The sequence below is a fragment of the Micromonospora marina genome (assembly GCF_900091565.1).
Classification (GTDB): Bacteria; Actinomycetota; Actinomycetes; order Mycobacteriales; family Micromonosporaceae; genus Micromonospora; species Micromonospora marina.
The window spans coordinates 84080-101442 of record NZ_FMCV01000020.1 but is presented as its reverse complement, the minus strand read 5'-3'; the positions used below and the strand labels follow the sequence as shown (position 1 = coordinate 101442).

Genomic DNA, 17363 nt, shown 5'->3' with positions numbered 1-17363 from the left:
GGTCAGCGGGAGTCCGAGCCCGTGGTGGTGATCGACGCGCGGCCCGCCTCCAGCCGGGCCACCGGCACCCGGAACGGCGAGCAGGAGACGTAGTCCAGTCCGACGGAGTGGAAGAAGTGCACCGAGTCCGGGTCGCCGCCGTGCTCGCCGCAGACGCCGAGCTTCAGCCCCGGGCGGGCCGCCCGGCCCTCCTCGGCGGCGATGCGGATCAGCCGGCCGACGCCGTCGGTGTCGATCGACTCGAACGGCGAGATGCCGAAGATGCCCAGCTCCAGGTAACGCCAGAAGAACGCACCCTCCACGTCGTCGCGGGAGAAGCCCCAGCCCATCTGGGTCAGGTCGTTGGTGCCGAAGGAGAAGAACTCGGCCGCCTCGGCGATCTGCCCGGCGGTCAGCGCCGCCCGGGGCACCTCGATCATCGTGCCGATCAGCACCTCGACGCCGCTGTCCCCGACCACCTCGGCGATGATCCGCTCGGCCTCGGCGCGTACCGTCTCCAGCTCCTGCACGGCCCCCACCAGCGGCACCATGATCTCCGGGCAGGCGGTGCCGCCGTCGCGGACGACCGCGACGGCGGCCTCCGCGATCGCGCGGACCTGCATGGCGAACAGGCCCGGGATGACCAGGCCGAGCCGGACGCCGCGCAGGCCCAGCATCGGGTTCTCCTCGTGCATCCGCCGAACGGCGGCGAGCAGCGCCTCCTCCTTCGCCACGTCCTCGCCGCGTTCCTGGGCCACCGCGACGTTGACCGCGAGCTGCTCCAGCGGGGGCAGGAACTCGTGCAGCGGCGGGTCGATCAGCCGCACGGTGACCGGCAGGCCGTCCATCTCCCGGAAGATCTCGACGAAGTCGGCCCGCTGCAGCGGCAGCAGCGCGGCGAGCGCGTCCTCCCGCTCCCGTTCGCCGGAGGCGAGGATGAGCCGCTCGACCAGCTCCCGGCGGTCACCGAGGAACATGTGTTCGGTGCGGCACAGGCCGATGCCCTCGGCACCGAAGCGCCGCGCCCGGGCCGCGTCCGCGCCGGTGTCGGCGTTCGTGCGTACCCGCAGCCGCCGCGCCGCGTCGGCGTGCGTCATGATCCGGTGTACGGCCCGGACCAGCGCGTCGTCGGTGGTCTCCGGGTCGAGTTCGCCCTCGAAGTACTGCACCACCTCGGACGGCATGACCGGCACCTCGCCGAGGTAGACCTTGCCGGTGGTGCCGTCGATCGAGACCACGTCGCCCTCGTTCACCACGTGGTCGCCCACGGTGAACCTCTTCGCCGGCACGTTGACGTCCAGCTCGTCGGCGCCGGAGACGCAGGTCTTGCCCATGCCGCGGGCCACCACCGCGGCGTGGCTGGTCTTGCCGCCCCGGGAGGTGAGGATGCCCCTGGCGGCGATCATGCCGTTGAGGTCGTCCGGGTTGGTCTCCCGGCGGACCAGGATCACCGCCTCGCCCTCGGCGGCCAGCTCGACCGCCCGGGCCGAGGTGAAGACGACCTTGCCGGACGCGGCGCCCGGCGAGGCGCCGATGCCCTTGGCCACCGCCTCGAACTCGTGGTCGAGCTGGAAGCGGGGGAACATCAGCTGGGCGAGCTGCGCACCGTTCACCCGGTGCAGCGCCTCGTCGAGGTCGATCAGCCCCTCGTCGACGAGTTGCCCGGCGATGACGAACGCGGCGGCGGCGGTGCGCTTGCCGACGCGGGTCTGCAGCATCCAGAGCTTGCCGCGCTCGATGGTGAACTCGATGTCGCAGAGGTCCTTGTAGTGCTCCTCCAGCCGGGCCATGATGCCGAGCAGCTGGTCGTAGGAGGTCTTGTCGAGCTGCTCCAGCTCCTGCAACGGCACCGTGTTGCGGATGCCCGCGACCACGTCCTCGCCCTGGGCGTTGGCGAGGTAGTCGCCGTAGATGCCCTGCGCGCCGCTGCCCGGGTCGCGGGTGAACGCGACTCCGGTACCGGAGTCGGGCCCGAGGTTGCCGAAGACCATGGCCACCACGTTGACGGCGGTGCCCAGGTCGGCCGGGATGCGCTCCTGGCGGCGGTAGAGCACCGCCCGCTCCGCGTTCCACGAGTCGAAGACCGCGCGGATGGCGAGGTCGAGCTGCTCGCGCGGCTCCTGCGGGAACTCGCGGCCGGTGTGCTTGGCGAAGATCTTCTTGTACGCGCCGACCAGCCCGCGCAGGTCGTCGGCGTCCAGGTCGAGGTCGTCGTGCGTACCCTTGGCGCGCTTGATCTCGTCGAGCGCGTGCTCGAACTCCTCGCCCGGCACCTCGCAGACGGTCTTGCCGAACATCTGGATCAGCCGCCGGTAGGAGTCCCAGGCGAACCGGTCGTTCCGACCGGCCTGGGCGCTCAGGCCGACCACGCTGCGGTCGTTGAGACCCACGTTGAGGACGGTCTCCATCATGCCCGGCATGGAGAACTTGGCGCCGGAGCGCACCGAGACCAGCAGCGGGTCGTCCGGGTCGCCGAGGCGCCGGCCCATCTCGCGCTCCAGGGACTCCAGGTGCGCCTCGATCTGCGCGGCCAGGCCGTCCGGCTCGCGCCCGGTCGTCAGGTATGCCTTGCAGGCCTCCGTGGTGATCGTGAAGCCGGGCGGAACCGGTAGACCGAGATTCGTCATCTCGGCCAGGTTGGCCCCCTTGCCGCCGAGCAGATCCTTGAGATCCTTGTTGCCCTCGGCGAAGTCGTAGACGTACTTCCGCTCGACCGAATCGTGCGCTGCCACCAGAGCCTCCCACGCGCGCCATTGACACTTAACGAAGGTTCAATTCGGACATACCCCGGTAGCGACCACCGGCAATCCCGGCTCGTCAGCGTCGGTGGGCCGAAGGCTAGGCGAACTTCGCGAAACCTGGGAGCGTTCGGTGACTTTCGGCACAACAGCCACCACGATCCGCGTTCGTACGGGTCTCTGGGAACGCTTCCACGAGCACGATCACGCAAGTCCGATTTCCCTCGTACCCTTGACGTCACTGCATCTCGCGGAACCTGACCTTTGCCATATCCCGCGCGAATACACCCCTCGGAGCGTCGCCGTGCCGACCAACCCCGCCGCCCCGGAGACCGGGCCGCAGCCGTCCGACACCCGTTCCACCAGCCCTTCCCGCCACGTACCCGCCGTGCCACTGCCCGGCGTGCCGGCACCCGCCGCCGAACTGGCCCGGGCCGCGGAGGGCCGGGCCGCCGAGACGCTGGCCGGACCGGTGCCGGTCCGGCTGGGCGACGTGGTGCCGGCGCCCGAGCAGGTACGCCCGGACCCGGCCGGTGACTTCACACTGAGCGCGGACGCGGTGCTGCGGGTCAGCCCCACCGGGCGGGACGTGGCCGAACAGCTCGCCGGCTGGCTGCGCCCGGCCACCGGCTTCCCGCTCCCGGTCACCGACACCGCCGAGGACGGCCCGCTGACGCTCACGCTCTCCCCGGCGGACGTCGCCGGGCCGGCGGACGCGGTTCCGGCCGCCACCTCCGGCGCGGCGGACGGTGCGCGCCTCGGGGACGAGGGCTACCGCCTCGACGTGACCACCGGCGGCGTCCGGGTCACCGCCCTCACCCCGGCCGGGCTGTTCCACGGCGCGCAGACGCTGCGGCAGCTGCTGCCCGCGCCGATCGAGAGCCCGACCGCCGTCCCCGCGCGCTGGGCGGTGCCCGGCGGCACGATCGTCGACCGGCCACGCTTCGCCTACCGGGGCGCGATGCTCGACGTCGCCCGCCACTTCTTCGCGGTCGAGGACGTGCTGCGGGTGGTCGACCACCTGGCCCGCTACAAGCTCAACCACCTGCACCTGCACCTCACCGACGACCAGGGCTGGCGGATCGCCGTGGACTCCTGGCCCCGGCTCACCGAGGCCGGTGGCGCGACGGAGGTCGGCGGCGGCCCGGGCGGCTGGTACACCCGTGACGACTACCGCCGCATCGTCACGTACGCCGCCCGCCGCCACGTGACAGTGGTGCCCGAGATCGACCTGCCCGGCCACACCAACGCGGCGCTCGTCGCGTACCCCGAACTGGCACCCACCAAGATCGCGCCGCCGCCCTACACCGGCACCGAGGTCGGGTTCAGCTTCGTCGACCCCGCCGACGAGCGGACGTACGCCTTCGTCGCGGACGTGGTCGGCGAGGTGGCGGCGCTGACCCCCGGACCCTGGCTGCACCTCGGCGGCGACGAGGCGTTCAAGGTGCCGGCCGGCAGCTACCGCGCGTTCGTGGAGCGGGCGCAGCGGCTGGTCGCCGCCACCGGCAAGACCGTCGTCGGCTGGCACCAGCTCGCCCCGGCCGCACACGTCGACGGGCGCGTCCTGCAGTGGTGGGGCACCGACGGTGACGACCCGCAGACCGCCGACGCGGTACGCCGGGGCGCCCGGCTGATCCTCTCCCCCGGCAACCACGCGTACCTGGACATGAAGTACGCCCCGGACACCCCGATCGGGCACGACTGGGCCGGTCTGATCGACGTACGCCGGGCGTACGAGTGGGATCCGGGCAGCCACGTGCGGGGCGTGCCGGCCGAGGCGGTGCTGGGGGTGGAGGCCCCGCTGTGGACCGAATCGGTCACGACGCTCACCGAGGTCGAGTACATGTTCTTCCCGCGCCTGCCCGCCGTCGCCGAACTCGGTTGGTCACCGCGCGAGACGCACGACTGGTCCGGGTTCCGCAGCCGGCTGGCCGCCCACGGCCCGCGCTGGACCACCGCCGGCATCAGCTTCCACCCCTCCCCGGAGATCCCCTGGCCCCACAAGAACCCAGGCATCCCCACCCAGCCCACCCCCCACACGCGCCGTACCACCCCCACCCCCTGACCGTGGTTTGGGTGGGGTCGATGTCCGGAATCGGGGTGGCCGGGGTCACCGGTGGGGTGGAATCGGGGCCGGGCGCGGGGCGTTGTACATGGCAGACCGCGCCGCACCCGCCGACCGCCCGCCCCGTGGGCCGGGAATCAGGCCGCGACGCCGGTCGTTACATCCCCCGGAGCCGCCGGAGCAGGCCAACCCCCTGGCCGCCCGAGCGAGCCGCCGGCCCGACGCACATCCCGGGCCACCTGATCTTTCTCCGCGGCATCCCCCATCGCCGCGAACCCCCGACAGAGAGGCAACTGATCATGGCTACCACTCTGCTGCGCAAGACCGCTCTGACCGTCGCCGGCATCGCCGCCACCGCCGGTGGCATCGCCGGCCCCGCCATCGCCGCCCAGGCCACCCCGGCCGAGCGCGCCGCCCAGGTCGTCACCACCGATCGCGAGCACGGCGAGCGGGAGCTGGACGTGCGCTACGAGGCGCAGCCCAACTTCTACTTCTGCGGCCCGGCCGCGGCCCGTAACGCGCTGAGCGTGCAGGGCAAGAACATCGACGTGCACGCCATGGCCGAGGAGATGGGCACGACCGAGGCCGGCACCAACTCCATCAACGACATCACGCCGGTGCTGAACAAGGAGACCGGCAAGGACGTCTACAAGTCGACCGAGATCCCGGTGGACGAGGTCGGCGACAAGGTGGAGAAGCTGCGCGCCGACGTGGTGCGCACGGTGGACGACGGCCGGGCCGTGGTGGCGAACATCGCCGGCACCGCGACCGACACCGACGGCAACACCCACGCGTTCGAGGGTGGCCACTACATCAGCGTGGTCGGCTACCGCGACGGCGGCAAGGTCGTGACGATCGCCGACTCGGCGAACCCGGACCAGGCCTCCTACCGGATGGACGTGGACGAGCTAGCCCGCTGGATCGCCAGCCGCGGCTACAGCTCCTGACCGAACACCGAAGGGCCCGACCCCACTGCGGGGGTCGGGCCCTTCGGCGTGTCCGGGGTCAGGCGTGTCCGGGATCAGCCGCCGGAGTCGTCCAGTTCGGCGCCGTCGGGCGGGGTGTCGTCGTCGCGGCTGGCCAGCCAGCCGTCGGGCAGGAAGACCTTGCCCGGGGAGTTGGTGCGGCCACGCGGCTGCCCGAGGTTCTCCACCGGGAACGGTACGGCCGGATCCAGCTTGCCGAGCAGGTCGTCGAGCTGCGCCAGGCTCTCGATCATGGCGAGCGAGCGGCGCAGCTCGCTGCCGATCGGGAAGCCCTTCAGATACCAGGCGACGTGCTTGCGGAAGTCGGTGCAGCCGTCCCGCTCCCCCCGGGCCGGGTTGCGGGCACCCGCCACGAACTGCTCCACCAGCAGCTCGGCGTGCCGGCGCATGGTCACCGCCACCTCACCCAGGCTCGGCAGCCGCCGCTCGGGGCTCCCGTTGAACGCGGCCTCCAGGTCGGCGAACAGCCACGGCCGGCCCAGGCAGCCGCGCCCGATCACCACGCCGTCCACGCCGGTGTGCGCGACCATCCGCAGCGCGTCGTCGGCCTCCCAGATGTCGCCGTTGCCGAGCACCGGCACGTCGAGCGCCGACTTGAGCGTGGCGATCGCGTCCCAGTCGGCGGTGCCGGAGTAACGCTGCGCGGCCGTACGCCCGTGCAGGGCGACCGCCGCCACGCCCGCGTCCTGGGCCGCCAGCCCCGCCTCGACGTACGTCAGGTGGTCGTCGTCGATGCCCTTGCGCATCTTGACGGTGACCGGCACCCCGGCGGGCGACGCGGCGTCCACGGCGGCCTTTACCAGCCGGGCGAACAGGCGGCGGCGCCACGGCAGGGCCGAGCCGCCGCCCCGGCGGGTCACCTTGGGCACCGGGCAGCCGAAGTTGAGGTCGATGTGGTCGGCCAGGTCACGCTCGACCACGATCCGCACCGCGGCGGCGGTGATCTCCGGGTCGGTGCCGTAGAGCTGGAGGCTGCGGGGCTGCTCCTCGACGCCGAAGGCGATCATGCGTAGCGTCTTCGGGTTCCGCTCGACGAGCGCCCGGGTGGTGATCATCTCGCACACGTAGATGCCACCGCCCTGCTCACGGCAGAGCCGGCGGAAACCCACGTTGGTGATCCCGGCCATCGGCGCGAGCACCACCGGTGGCCAGACCTGGTGCGGCCCGATGGTCAACGCGGGCAGGGTCGGGGCAGTCACCGCCCAAGTGTAAGGAAGGGCCCCCTCTTAACGTCTCCGGTAGAGCAGGGGCCCCTTTTTAACAGGGCACATATCACAGCCGGCCCGCCACGCGGACGTTCTCCACACCGGGGTCCGCTGTCCACAGACCGGGCCGGCGGGCAGGAAGGGGACGGACCGAGCGCGCAGGCTGCCCGGCATGCGCGAACAACCACCCGAACTCAGCGACCTGGCGGAACGCCAGCAGCAGATCGTCACCCGGACGCAGCTTCTCGGCGTCGGATACGACGACATGTACCTGTACCGGCAGACCCGGCGCGGCCTGTGGCAACGCGTGCTGCCGGCGACGTACGCGCTCGTCACCGGCACCCTCACCGACGAGCAGCGACGCATCTCGGCGGCGCTCTACGCGGGCGCCGACGCGCAGGTCACCGGTCTCGCCGCCTTGATCTGGTACGGCTTCCGGCACAGCCCGCGCACCGCTGACGTACACCTGATCCTGCCGCACCACGTGCGGCGCCGATCGGCCGGTCACGCGGTGATCGCGCGGGCCCTGGAGCTTGATCCGCGGGCCCGGCGGACCGCGCTGTACCCGGTGTGCTCGCCGGCCCGGGCGGTGGTGGACGCCGCTCGCGACCTGCGCCGGCTACGGCCGGTACGGGCGACGGTGGCCGAGGCCGTGCAGCGCGGGTTCACCGACCTGGACGCCCTGGACGCGGAGATCCGCCGGGCCCGGCGTAGCCGCACCGCCCTGATCCGGAAGGCGTTCGCGGAGATCACCGACGGGGTCCGCTCGGCGCCGGAGACGGAGCTGCGGGAGTGTCTGAGCAGCAGCGGGGTGCTCGGCGGAATCCTGTGGAACCCACGGCTGTCGGCGGCCGACGGCGCCCGGCTGCCGACGCCGGACGGCTACCTCGCCGACTGCGCGGTGGCGCTGGAGGTCGACTCGCGGGAGTACCACCTCAGCCCGGACGACTGGGCGCGGACGCTGGACCGGCACAACGAGCTGAGCCGGCACGGGGTGCTCATCCTGCACTTCACGCCGGCGCAGATCCGCCGGGAGCCGGGCCGCGTGCGGCGCACGGTGGAGGACGCGTACGAGGCCCGGCGCGGGCTGGGCGCCGCGACCGGCGTACGGGCGGAGCCGATCTCCCCCGGCGACGGGTGTTAATAAGGGGCCCCTTCTCTACGCGAGACGTTAAGAAGGGGCCCTTCCTTACATCAAGTCAGCAGCCGGGGAGGCGCTCGATAAGGTAGCGCTCGACCTGGTCCAGCGAGACGCGCTCCTGGGCCATCGTGTCCCGGTTCCGGACCGTGACGGCGTTGTCGTCGAGCGTGTCGAAGTCGACGGTGACGCAGAACGGCGTGCCGATCTCGTCCTGCCGGCGGTAGCGGCGGCCGATCGCCTGCGAGTCGTCGAACTCGACCACCCAGCGCTTACGCAGGTCGGCGGCGAGCTGCTTGGCCTTCGGCGACAGCGCCTCGTTGCGCGACAGCGGCAGCACGGCGACCTTGACCGGGGCCAGCCGCGGGTCGAAGCGCATCACGGTGCGCTTGTCCACGCCGCCCTTTGTGTTCGGCGCCTCGTCCTCGTCGTACGCCTCGAGCAGGAACGCCAGCACCGCGCGGGTGAGGCCGGCGGCCGGCTCGATCACGTACGGGATCCAGCGCTCGCCCTTGCCCTGGTCGAAGTACGACAGGTCGACGCCGGAGTGCTTGCTGTGCGTGGACAGGTCGAAGTCGGTGCGGTTGGCGATGCCCTCCAGCTCGGCGAACTCGCTGCCACCGAACCGGAACCGGTACTCGATGTCGACGGTGCGCTTCGAGTAGTGGGAGAGCTTCTCCTTGGGGTGCTCGTAGAAGCGCAGGTTCTCCTCGGACAGGCCCAGGTCGAGGTACCAGTTCCAGCGCTCGGAGAGCCAGTACTCGTGCCACTGCTCGTCGGTGCCCGGCTCGACGAAGAACTCCATCTCCATCTGCTCGAACTCACGGGTCCGGAAGATGAAGTTGCCCGGGGTGATCTCGTTGCGGAACGACTTGCCGGTCTGCGCGATGCCGAACGGCGGCTTCTTCCGGGCGACCGTCTCCACGTTCTTGTAGTTGACGAAGATGCCCTGGGCGGTCTCCGGGCGCAGGTAGTGCATGCCCTCGTCGCTCTCCACCGGGCCCAGGTAGGTCTTCATCAGGCCGTTGAACATCTTCGGCTCGGTGAAGGTGCCCTTGTTGCCGCAGTTGGTGCAGTTCAGTTCCGTCAGCGACGTCAGCGGCTTGCCGTGCTTGGCCTCGTACGCCTCTTCCAGGTGGTCGGCCCGGAACCGCTTGTGGCAGGACTGGCACTCGGTGAGCGGGTCGACGAACTCGGCGATGTGGCCGCTGGCCTCCCAGACCTTGCGGGCCAGGATGACCGCCGAGTCGAGGCCGACGACGTCGTCGCGCTGCTGCACCATGGTCCGCCACCACTGCCGGCGGACGTTCTCCTTCAGCTCGACGCCGAGCGGACCGTAGTCCCACGCCGACCGGGTGCCCCCGTAGATCTCGCTGGAGGGAAAGACGAAACCCCGGCGCTTGGCGAGGCTGGTGACGGCGTCGATACGGTCGGCTGGCATGTTTCCTCCTACGCCGGCTGGCGGTCGGCGCGGTCGAGATGGATGGGACCGGGCTGTTCGGGACAACGGTACGGTCGTGTCCGTCCCGAGCCCAGCAGAATACCGGGGCCCGGTCAGCTCACCCCGCAGACCTCCACGCCGCCCGTCTGCTGGTCCGGCGCGAGCGTCACGGTCTGCGCCTCCCGCCGGCCGCCGGCGAGCGTGACGTCCACCGGCACGGTGAGCGTGGCGAGGTCGACATCGCCCACCCGGTAGCCGGAGACCTGCGGCTCGGTGGCCACCCGCCGCTCGAACTCCCGCCGGGGCTCACGCCGGCGGAGGTCGTCGCAGAGCGTGTCGTACGCCTTTGACCACTCCCGGGCCACGAGCGCCTGGTAGTAGTCGTTCGTGACCGCCCGGCCCTGCTCGCCGATCGCCTGGGCGTTGCTCACCGCCAGGCCGACCACCGCCGTGCCGCCCCCGCCGCAGCAGATCAGCACGGCGAGCGCACCCGCGCCGAGGCCGAGCCAGAGCCGGGTCCGCCCACCCTCGGTGGGTGGGGCGGCGAACGGCGGCGCGGCGCCGGGCCCCTGCGGCGGCGCGGGCACCCCGGGTTCCGCCGGCAGCGCGGGCGGAACTGATGACGGGGGCGGCGCGGCCGGTCCGGGAGCGGTCATACGCGCCAGGGTAGTGCCCCGGCACTCAGCGGTACGGACCTGCGGCACGATCGCTGGCGGCGACGACGATCTCACCGTCGGGGGCGGCGCTGGCGAGTGTCTCGTACGCCGACGGCTCGTCCATCGATCGGGCGAGCAGCGGCACGGCGGTGACCTTGACGTCGAACCCGCCGAGTGCCCGCCGGTACGCCCCGACCGACTCCCACTCGGTGACCAGGAGCCAGTGGTCCGGGTCGTCGAGCGCCCGCAGCAGTTCACCGCGCAGGTAGCCGGGGCGGGCGGCGAGCGCGGCCAGCGCGTCGTGCGCCGCACGGGTGAACTCGTCCACCGTTTCGGCTTCCACCACGAAGCGGTTGGTGACCAGCACGGGGTTCCTCCTCGTAGAGTTTGTGGCATGCAGCGTACGCAGAGTCCCGGGCTGGCCCGGTTGGCACGGCTCAACCCGACGGTGGTGTTCCTGGCCGCGCTGGCCCTGGTGCTCGTCGGCCTGTTCGCGCCCGGCCCGGCGGGTGGCGGCCTGCTGCTCGTGCTGGCCGGCGGGCTGGTCTGGCTGATGTCGGTCACCTGGCCGGTGCAGGCCCCGGCGACCCGGATGCTCCGGCTGGTGATGCTCACCTTGTTGGTCGCGGTGGCGCTGGCGAAGCTCACGGTCGGCTGAGGCGCGGACGGATCTCATCTGCGCTGACATGCAATCATGCGTTTTTGACAATAATTTTCGTTGTCACGGACAGTTGAGTCCATGACCGTACGCACATCCCGCCGCATCCTGACCACCACAGCCGCCGCCCTACTCGCCGCCGCCGGCCTGACCGCCTGTGCGGACGACTCAGGCGACGTGAGCCAGCCGGGCGAGGTCGGCGTGGTGGCCGCGTTCTACCCGCTCCAGTTCCTCGCCGAGCGGATCGGCGGCGACGCGGTCACGGTCAGCAACCTGACCAAACCCGGCGCCGAGCCGCACGACCTGGAACTCAACCCACGACAGGTCGGCGAGGTCGTCGACGCCGACCTGGTCGTCTACCTCAGCGGCTTCCAGCCGGCGGTGGACGAGGCGGTGGAGCAGAACGGCGGCGACCACGCGTTCGACGTGGCGGGCGTGACGCCGCTGCGGGACGCCGCCGCCGGTGACCACGACCACGACCATGAGGGCGAGGGCGAGGACGAGCACGCCGAGGACGAGCACGCCGAGGACGAGCACGCCGAGGAGGGCGGCGGCAAGGACCCGCACGTCTGGCTCGATCCGACCCGGCTGGCCACGATCGGCGACAAGCTCGCCGAACGCCTGGGCAAGGCCGACCCGGACCACGCCGCCGACTACACCGCGCGGGCCGGCGCGCTGCGCACCGAGCTGACGAAGCTGGACACCGAGTACGCCGACGGCCTGCGCACCTGCCAGCGCCGGGAGATCGTCACCAGCCACGCCGCGTTCGGCTACCTGACCGACCGCTACAAGCTGGAGCAGATCGGCATCAGCGGGCTCACCCCGGAGGCCGAGCCGTCTCCGCAGCGGCTCGCCGAGGTCGCCGAGGAGGCCCGGGAACACCAGGCCGGCACGATCTTCTTCGAGACGCTGGTCAGCCCGAAGGTCGCCGAGACCATCGCGCGTGAGGTCGGGGCGAAGACGGCCGTCCTGGACCCGCTGGAGGGCCCGCCCGCCGACGGCGACTACCTCTCCGCGATGCGCACCAACCTGCAGACCCTGCGAACCGCGCTGGGCTGTTCGTGACCCCACCCGTGATCGAGATCGCGCACGCCACCGTCGGCTACGACGGCCGCCCGGTGCTGCGTGACGTCTCGTTGACGGTGACCGCTGCGGAGGTGGTCGCCGTGCTCGGCGCCAACGGCTCCGGCAAGTCGACCCTCGTGCGCGCCGCACTCGGCCTGGTGCCGGTCGGCGCCGGGTCGGTCGCCCTGTTCGGCACGCCGCAGCGCCGCTTCCGGCAGTGGCACCGCATCGGGTACGTGCCGCAGCGGCTCGGCGCGGGCAGCGGGGTGCCCGCCACGGTGCGCGAGGTGGTGGCGTCCGGGCGGCTGGCCCGCCGGGGCGTGCTGCGGCCCGCCGGCCGGGCGGACCGGGAGGCGGTGGCGGCGGCGCTGGACGCGGTCGGGCTCACCGACCGTGCCGGTGACCCGGTGTCGACGCTCTCCGGCGGCCAGCAGCAGCGCACCCTGATCGCCCGCGCGCTGGCCGGCGGGCCGGAGCTGCTGGTGCTCGACGAGCCGACCGCCGGGGTGGACGCGGCCAGCCAGGAGGCGTTCTCCTCGGCGCTGCGCGCGTTCCGCGACGGCGGGGGCACGGTGCTGCTCGTCGCGCACGAGCTGGGCCCGCTGCGCCCGCTGATCAGCCGGGCCGTGGTGGTGCACCAGGGCGGGATCGCCCACGACGGTGCGGTGCCCGAACCGGCCGGCCACCACGCCGACCCGGGCCACGAGCACGTGCACCCGCACTGCGACGAGGAGCCGGCCCGGCTCTGGACAGGCATCTGAGATGGACCTCTTCCAGTACGACTTCATGCTCCGCGCCCTGGTCGGCGCGCTGATCATCGGGCTGGCCGCCCCGGCGCTCGGCATCTACCTGGTGCAGCGCCGGCTGGCGTTGATCGGCGACGGGCTCGGGCACGTGGCGCTCACCGGCGTCGGCGCGGGACTGCTGCTCAACCACTCCCCCGTGCTGGTGGCGGTGATCGCCGCGACGCTCGGCGCGGTGCTTATCGAGTTGGTCCGCGCGTACGGGCGCACCTCCGGTGACCTGGCGCTGGCGTTGCTGTTCTACGGCGGCATCGCCGGTGGCGTGACGCTGGTCGGGCTCTCCGACGCCAGCACCGGGTCGCTCAACGCGTACCTGTTCGGGTCGCTGACCACCACCTCCCGCACCGACCTGATCACCATCGGCGTGCTCGGCGTGGTGCTGCTGGTGACCATGCTGGTGCTGCGCCCGGCCCTGTTCGCGGTGTGCCACGACGAGGAGTACGCCCGGGTGTCCGGCCTGCCGGTGCGGGCGCTGAACCTGCTCATCGCGGTCGGCACCGCGGTCACGGTGACCATCGCCATGCGGGCCGTCGGGGTGCTGCTGATCAGCGCGCTGATGGTGGTGCCGGTGGCCACCGCGCAGCAGGTGACCCGGGGCTTCCGGTCGACCATGACGGCGGCCATGGCGCTGGGCCTGTTCGCCGCCGGCACCGGGGTCTGGGTGGCCGCCACCGCCGACACCGCGCCCGGCGCGTCGGTGGTGCTCGTGGCGATCGGCTCGTTCCTGCTGGTCGCGCTCGCGGCGGCGGGTCTGCGGGCGCTGCGGCGGCGGACCCGGACCGACCGGGCGACGTCGCCGGCCGAGCCGGCCGAGCACGAGGTGCTGCTGCGATGAGGCCCTAGCCGCCGACGCGCCTGGGATTGGTTACCGTTACGGGGTGACGACCGGCACGAACGGGTACGACGCCTTCGAGGGCGCGGGCGACCTGCTGCGCGCGCTCTCGGCCCCGATCCGGCTCGCGATCGTGAGCGAGCTGGCCGCGGGGGAACGCTGCGTACACGAACTGGTCGAGAAGCTCGGCGCGCCGCAGCCGCTGGTCTCCCAGCACCTGCGGGTGCTGCGCGGCGCCGGCGTGGTGCGCGGGTCGCGGCGCGGCCGGGAGATCGCGTACGCCCTGGTCGACGACCACGTCGCGCACATCGTGGCGGATGCGGTCAGTCACGCCGACGAAGGGTCGCACTGAGCGGGAAATCGGCCAGGTGCCGACGCGCCCGTGCCGTGGGACGCTGTCCGGCGTGAAGATCTACGCCGACCGTTTTCCCGTCGCCGTCCGCCAGTTCCTCACCGACCTGCTCGTGGTCGTCTGGGTGTACGCGGCGATCCGCTTCGCGCTGTGGCTGCACGACCTGGTCGAGAAGCTCGCCGTACCCGGGCAGAAGCTGGAGGGGGCCGGCGGCGGACTCGCCGACAACCTGGCCGACGCGGGCGGCAAGGTCGGTCGGGTCCCGATCGTCGGCGACGAGTTGACCGCGCCGTTCACCCGGGCCGCCGAGGCCGCCCGCTCGGTAGCCGAGGCGGGCCGCGACCAGCAGGAACTGGTCGGGCAGCTCGCGCTCGGGCTGACCATCGCGGTGCTGGTGTTCCCGCTCGGCCTGGTGCTGTTCGGCTGGCTGCCGCTGCGCCTGCGCTGGATGCGCCGGGCCGGCGCGGCGAAGGCCCTGGCCGGCGTGCCGGCCGGCCGGGATCTGCTGGCGCTGCGCGCGCTGGCCGGCCAGCCGCTGTCGAAGCTGACCCGGATCGCGCCCGACGTCGCCGAGGCGTGGCGGCGCGGCGACGACGCGACCGTCGACGCGCTCGCCGCGCTGGAGCTGCGCGAACTGGGGCTTCGCGGAGGCCGCTGACGTCCCGGTTCCCGGAAGATGACGCACTCCCCGCGTTATGACTCCCAGTCCTATTCATGACCGAGGGTCATAACGCGGAGAAGAGTGTCCTTCCTCCACGCACCGACACACGACCGCCACCCGGACGGCGGCCGTCCGGGCGGGACGACCGCCGCGCGGGCACAGCGCGGGAGCGGCGGATGGTCAGCCGGTGGGCGGGATGCGACGGCGGACGTCCTGCTCGGTGGACGGCCCCGGTTCCCAGCGGGCGACCCAGGGGAGGTCGGCGGGTGGCGTGACGACACCCTCCTCCACCGAGGCGTACCGGCCGGCGACGATGCGCTTGGCGGCGGCCACGTCGACCGAGTCGGTGTTCGACCACAGCCCGGTGAACAGGCCGTCGACGCGCAGCCGCGCCTGCCGGCAGAACAGGTCGGCCAGCTCGACGTTCTCCGGGTGCGCGTCCCGCTCGGCGTAGGCCCGGACGCAGACCGCGCTCATCGCGAACAGCTCCGCGCCGATGTCCACCACCCGGCCGAGGAACGCCTGCTTGCGCTCCATCTTTCCCTGCCACCGCGACATCGCGTAGAACGTCGACCGGGCCAGCTTGCGGGAGGTCCGTTCGACGTGGCGCAGGTGCCCGGCCAGCGGCCCGAACTCCTGGTACGCCCCGGGCGTCTGTCCCTTGCCGACGGCGAGCGTGGGCAGCCACTTCGCGTAGAAGGCGCCGGCCCGCGCGCCCGCCCTGGCCTTGCGGCCCAGCCCGGCGTCGGGGTCGATGATGTCGCCCGCGACGGACAGGTGGGCGTCGACCGCCTCGCGGGCGATCAGCAGGTGCATGATCTCGGTGGAGCCCTCGAAGATCCGGTTGATCCGCAGGTCGCGCAGGAGTTGCTCGACGGCGGCCGGCCGTTCCCCCCGGGCGGCGAGCGAGTCGGCCGTCTCGTAGCCGCGGCCACCGCGGATCTGGATCAGCTCGTCGGCGATCCGCCAGGCCATCTCGCTGGCGTAGAGCTTGACCAGCGCCGCCTCGATCCGGATGTCGTTGCGGTCGTCGTCGGCGAGCATGCAGGACAGGTCGAGCATCGACTCCATGCCGTACGTGGTGGCGGCGATGAACGACAGCTTCTTCGCCACCGCCTCGTGCTCGCCCACCGGGCGGCCCCACTGGACCCGGTCCGCCGCCCACTCGCGAGCCACGTTGAGCGCCCACTTTCCGGCACCGACGCACATGGCCGGAAGCGAGAGCCGCCCGGTGTTCAATGTGGTCAGCGCGATCTTGAGGCCCTTGCCCTCGCCGCCGATCACGTTCTCCTTGGGCACGAACACGTCGTGGAACCGGGTGAGGCTGTTCTCCAGGCCACGCAGCCCGACGAAGGAGTTGCGCCGCTCCACGGTGATGCCGTCGCTGTCGCCCTCCACCACGAACGCGGTGATGCCGCCGCGCCGCCCCTCGCCGGCCGGCACCCGGGCCATCACCACCAGCAGCGTGGCGAGCGTGCCGTTGGTGGCCCAGAGCTTCAGCCCGTTGAGCCGGTAGCCGGTGCCGTCCGCCGTCGGCTCGGCGGTGGTGGCGAGCCGGGCCGGGTCGGAGCCGACGTCCGGCTCGGTGAGCAGGAACGCGGAGACCTCACCGGCGGCAAGCCGGGGCAGGAACCGTTCCTTCTGCTCGGGCGTGCCGAACATCTTCAGCGGCTGCGGCACGCCGATCGACTGGTGCGCCGAGAGCAGCGCGCTGACCGCCGGGTTCACCGAGCCGACGAGCATCAGCGCCCGGCAGTAGTGCAGGTTGCTCAGCCCCAGCCCGCCGTACTTCCGGTCGATCTTCATGCCGAACGTGCCGAGCCCGGCCAGGCCGTGGAACACCTCGTCGGGGATGCGCGCGTCCCGCTCGATCGCCTCGCCGTCCACCTCGGACGTCAGGTACGCGCGCAGCGCGCCGAGGAACTCGTCGGCGCGGGCCACCTCGGCCGGGTCGGGGCGGGGCCACGGGTCGATCAGGTCGAGCCGGAAGCGGCCGAGGAACAGTTCCTTGCCGAAGCTCGGCCGGTCCCAGGCCGACTCGCGGGCCGCCTCGGCGACCTGCCGGGCCTCCTTTTCGGAGACCTGGCCCGCCTCGGTGGGCAGCGGCCCCGCACCGTCTGGTGACTCGGGCCGGCTGTTCTGTGTCGTGGTCACGGCTGCCTCCTCGTCGGTCCGGCTGCGTCGACGCGTGCGACGAAAACGACGCTACCCCCGGGTGTTACCCAGGGGTAGCGTCGCGTGCACGTCCGATTTGGCGGACCGTCAGTCGCCGGACAGCGTCTGCGGGTCATCGTCCTCGTCGTCGATGTCGTCCTCGCCCCAGTTGCGGCGGCTGAACGGCAGGATCGCCCAGAAGGTCAGGAACCAGATCCCGGTAGCAGCGCTGAGCACGAACGCGACCGGCCGGGGCAGCACGAAGTCGGTGACCAGCAGGACCGCGCTGACCATCGCGATCAGCATGAAGAACAGGCCACCCGAGGCCATCCGGTGGGCGAAGCGGACCAGCTCCGGCTTGCGCCCCTGACGGAACAGAGCCCGGTGGAACGCGACCGGCGAGATGATCATCGCGGCCGCGGCGGCAGCGGCCAGCAACGCCACGATGTAGACGTCGCGCTGGAAGTTGGTGGTCCGGGTGAAGGCGTTGCTGAACGGCATCGTCAGCAGGAAGGCGAACAGGATCTGCACGCCGGTCTGCGCGACCCGCAGCTCCTGCAAGAGGTCGGCGAAGTTGCGCTGCCAGCGCTGCTTCTCGGATTCCTTGGACACCTCGTGAACCTCCGGTGA

Annotated in this window: 16 protein-coding genes; 9 read left to right on the top strand and 7 right to left on the bottom strand. The window is 72.1% G+C overall.

Translation table 11 applies throughout. The features are described 5' to 3' along the window. Positions 1-2 precede the first annotated feature (2 nt). A complete protein-coding gene (ppdK, locus tag GA0070215_RS21245) occupies positions 3-2711 on the bottom strand; it encodes a pyruvate, phosphate dikinase (protein ID WP_091048925.1) in 2709 nt (902 codons plus the stop codon). A 310-nt stretch (positions 2712-3021) separates the two neighbouring features. Here ppdK and GA0070215_RS21240 point away from each other — a divergent pair, with 310 nt between their 5' ends. Then, a complete protein-coding gene (locus GA0070215_RS21240) occupies positions 3022-4782 on the top strand; it encodes a beta-N-acetylhexosaminidase (protein WP_141708230.1) in 1761 nt (586 codons plus the stop codon). A 299-nt stretch (positions 4783-5081) separates the two neighbouring features. Then, positions 5082-5729 (top strand): C39 family peptidase, encoded by a 648-nt coding sequence (locus tag GA0070215_RS21235; protein WP_018787364.1) that lies wholly within the window; start codon positions 5082-5084, stop codon positions 5727-5729. Between the two features lie 74 nt (positions 5730-5803). On the opposite strand, the gene dusB is transcribed toward GA0070215_RS21235, so the two are convergent. Continuing rightward, positions 5804-6967: a tRNA dihydrouridine synthase DusB gene (gene dusB, locus GA0070215_RS21230; protein WP_091048922.1), complete on the bottom strand. Its 1164-nt coding sequence runs from the start codon at positions 6965-6967 to the stop codon at positions 5804-5806. A gap of 178 nt (positions 6968-7145) precedes the next feature. On the opposite strand from dusB, the gene GA0070215_RS21225 reads away from it, so the two are divergent. Next, positions 7146-8117: a type IV toxin-antitoxin system AbiEi family antitoxin domain-containing protein gene (locus GA0070215_RS21225; RefSeq protein ID WP_091048918.1), complete on the top strand. Its 972-nt coding sequence runs from the start codon at positions 7146-7148 to the stop codon at positions 8115-8117. 55 nt (positions 8118-8172) lie between these two features. Here the strand turns inward: GA0070215_RS21225 and GA0070215_RS21220 are convergent, their stop codons facing one another. The 3 genes from GA0070215_RS21220 to GA0070215_RS21210 all read right to left on the bottom strand — a co-directional run bounded on the left by GA0070215_RS21220 (position 8173) and on the right by GA0070215_RS21210 (position 10575). Further along, complete coding sequence (locus GA0070215_RS21220; protein WP_018787361.1) at positions 8173-9552, bottom strand: glycine--tRNA ligase; 1380 nt, start codon at positions 9550-9552, stop codon at positions 8173-8175. 113 nt (positions 9553-9665) lie between these two features. Then, on the bottom strand, positions 9666-10139 hold the full coding sequence (locus tag GA0070215_RS21215; protein WP_018787360.1) for an Rv0361 family membrane protein: 474 nt from the start codon (positions 10137-10139) through the stop codon (positions 9666-9668). Between the two features lie 94 nt (positions 10140-10233). Beyond that, positions 10234-10575: an antibiotic biosynthesis monooxygenase family protein gene (locus GA0070215_RS21210; RefSeq protein WP_018787359.1), complete on the bottom strand. Its 342-nt coding sequence runs from the start codon at positions 10573-10575 to the stop codon at positions 10234-10236. 27 nt (positions 10576-10602) lie between these two features. On the opposite strand from GA0070215_RS21210, the gene GA0070215_RS21205 reads away from it, so the two are divergent. The 6 genes from GA0070215_RS21205 to GA0070215_RS21180 all read left to right on the top strand — a co-directional run bounded on the left by GA0070215_RS21205 (position 10603) and on the right by GA0070215_RS21180 (position 14576). Continuing rightward, entirely contained in the window at positions 10603-10866 is a 264-nt protein-coding gene (locus GA0070215_RS21205; protein ID WP_018787358.1) for a DUF6703 family protein, read from the top strand. Positions 10867-10947: 81 nt separating this feature from the next. Next, positions 10948-11931, top strand: a complete 984-nt coding sequence (locus GA0070215_RS21200; protein WP_091048915.1) for a metal ABC transporter substrate-binding protein — start codon at positions 10948-10950, stop codon at positions 11929-11931. Further along, on the top strand, positions 11928-12692 hold the full coding sequence (locus tag GA0070215_RS21195; protein WP_026268353.1) for a metal ABC transporter ATP-binding protein: 765 nt from the start codon (positions 11928-11930) through the stop codon (positions 12690-12692). Before GA0070215_RS21200 ends, GA0070215_RS21195 begins: the two co-directional genes overlap by 4 nt. Position 12693: 1 nt before the next feature. Further along, positions 12694-13569 (top strand): metal ABC transporter permease, encoded by an 876-nt coding sequence (locus GA0070215_RS21190; RefSeq protein ID WP_091048911.1) that lies wholly within the window; start codon positions 12694-12696, stop codon positions 13567-13569. A gap of 43 nt (positions 13570-13612) precedes the next feature. Continuing rightward, positions 13613-13918 (top strand): ArsR/SmtB family transcription factor, encoded by a 306-nt coding sequence (locus GA0070215_RS21185; protein ID WP_018787354.1) that lies wholly within the window; start codon positions 13613-13615, stop codon positions 13916-13918. 52 nt (positions 13919-13970) lie between these two features. Next, positions 13971-14576, top strand: coding sequence for a hypothetical protein (locus GA0070215_RS21180; protein WP_018787353.1), 606 nt, complete (start codon positions 13971-13973; stop codon positions 14574-14576). Between the two features lie 183 nt (positions 14577-14759). On the opposite strand, the gene GA0070215_RS21175 is transcribed toward GA0070215_RS21180, so the two are convergent. Further along, positions 14760-16733, bottom strand: coding sequence for an acyl-CoA dehydrogenase family protein (locus tag GA0070215_RS21175; RefSeq protein ID WP_091048908.1), 1974 nt, complete (start codon positions 16731-16733; stop codon positions 14760-14762). A gap of 108 nt (positions 16734-16841) precedes the next feature. Further along, positions 16842-17345, bottom strand: coding sequence for a DUF6328 family protein (locus GA0070215_RS21170; RefSeq protein ID WP_018787351.1), 504 nt, complete (start codon positions 17343-17345; stop codon positions 16842-16844). Positions 17346-17363 lie beyond the last annotated feature (18 nt).

Bases quoted from the DNA above. Each gene is read 5' to 3' on its own strand.
- GA0070215_RS21235 (WP_018787364.1), top strand. From the start codon at position 5,082: ATGGCTACCACTCTGCTGCGCAAGACCGCTCTGACCGTCGCCGGCATC.
- GA0070215_RS21225 (WP_091048918.1), top strand. From the start codon at position 7,146: ATGCGCGAACAACCACCCGAACTCAGCGACCTGGCGGAACGCCAGCAG.
- GA0070215_RS21220 (WP_018787361.1), bottom strand. From the start codon at position 9,552: ATGCCAGCCGACCGTATCGACGCCGTCACCAGCCTCGCCAAGCGCCGG.
- GA0070215_RS21205 (WP_018787358.1), top strand. From the start codon at position 10,603: ATGCAGCGTACGCAGAGTCCCGGGCTGGCCCGGTTGGCACGGCTCAAC.
- GA0070215_RS21200 (WP_091048915.1), top strand. From the start codon at position 10,948: ATGACCGTACGCACATCCCGCCGCATCCTGACCACCACAGCCGCCGCC.
- GA0070215_RS21190 (WP_091048911.1), top strand. From the start codon at position 12,694: ATGGACCTCTTCCAGTACGACTTCATGCTCCGCGCCCTGGTCGGCGCG.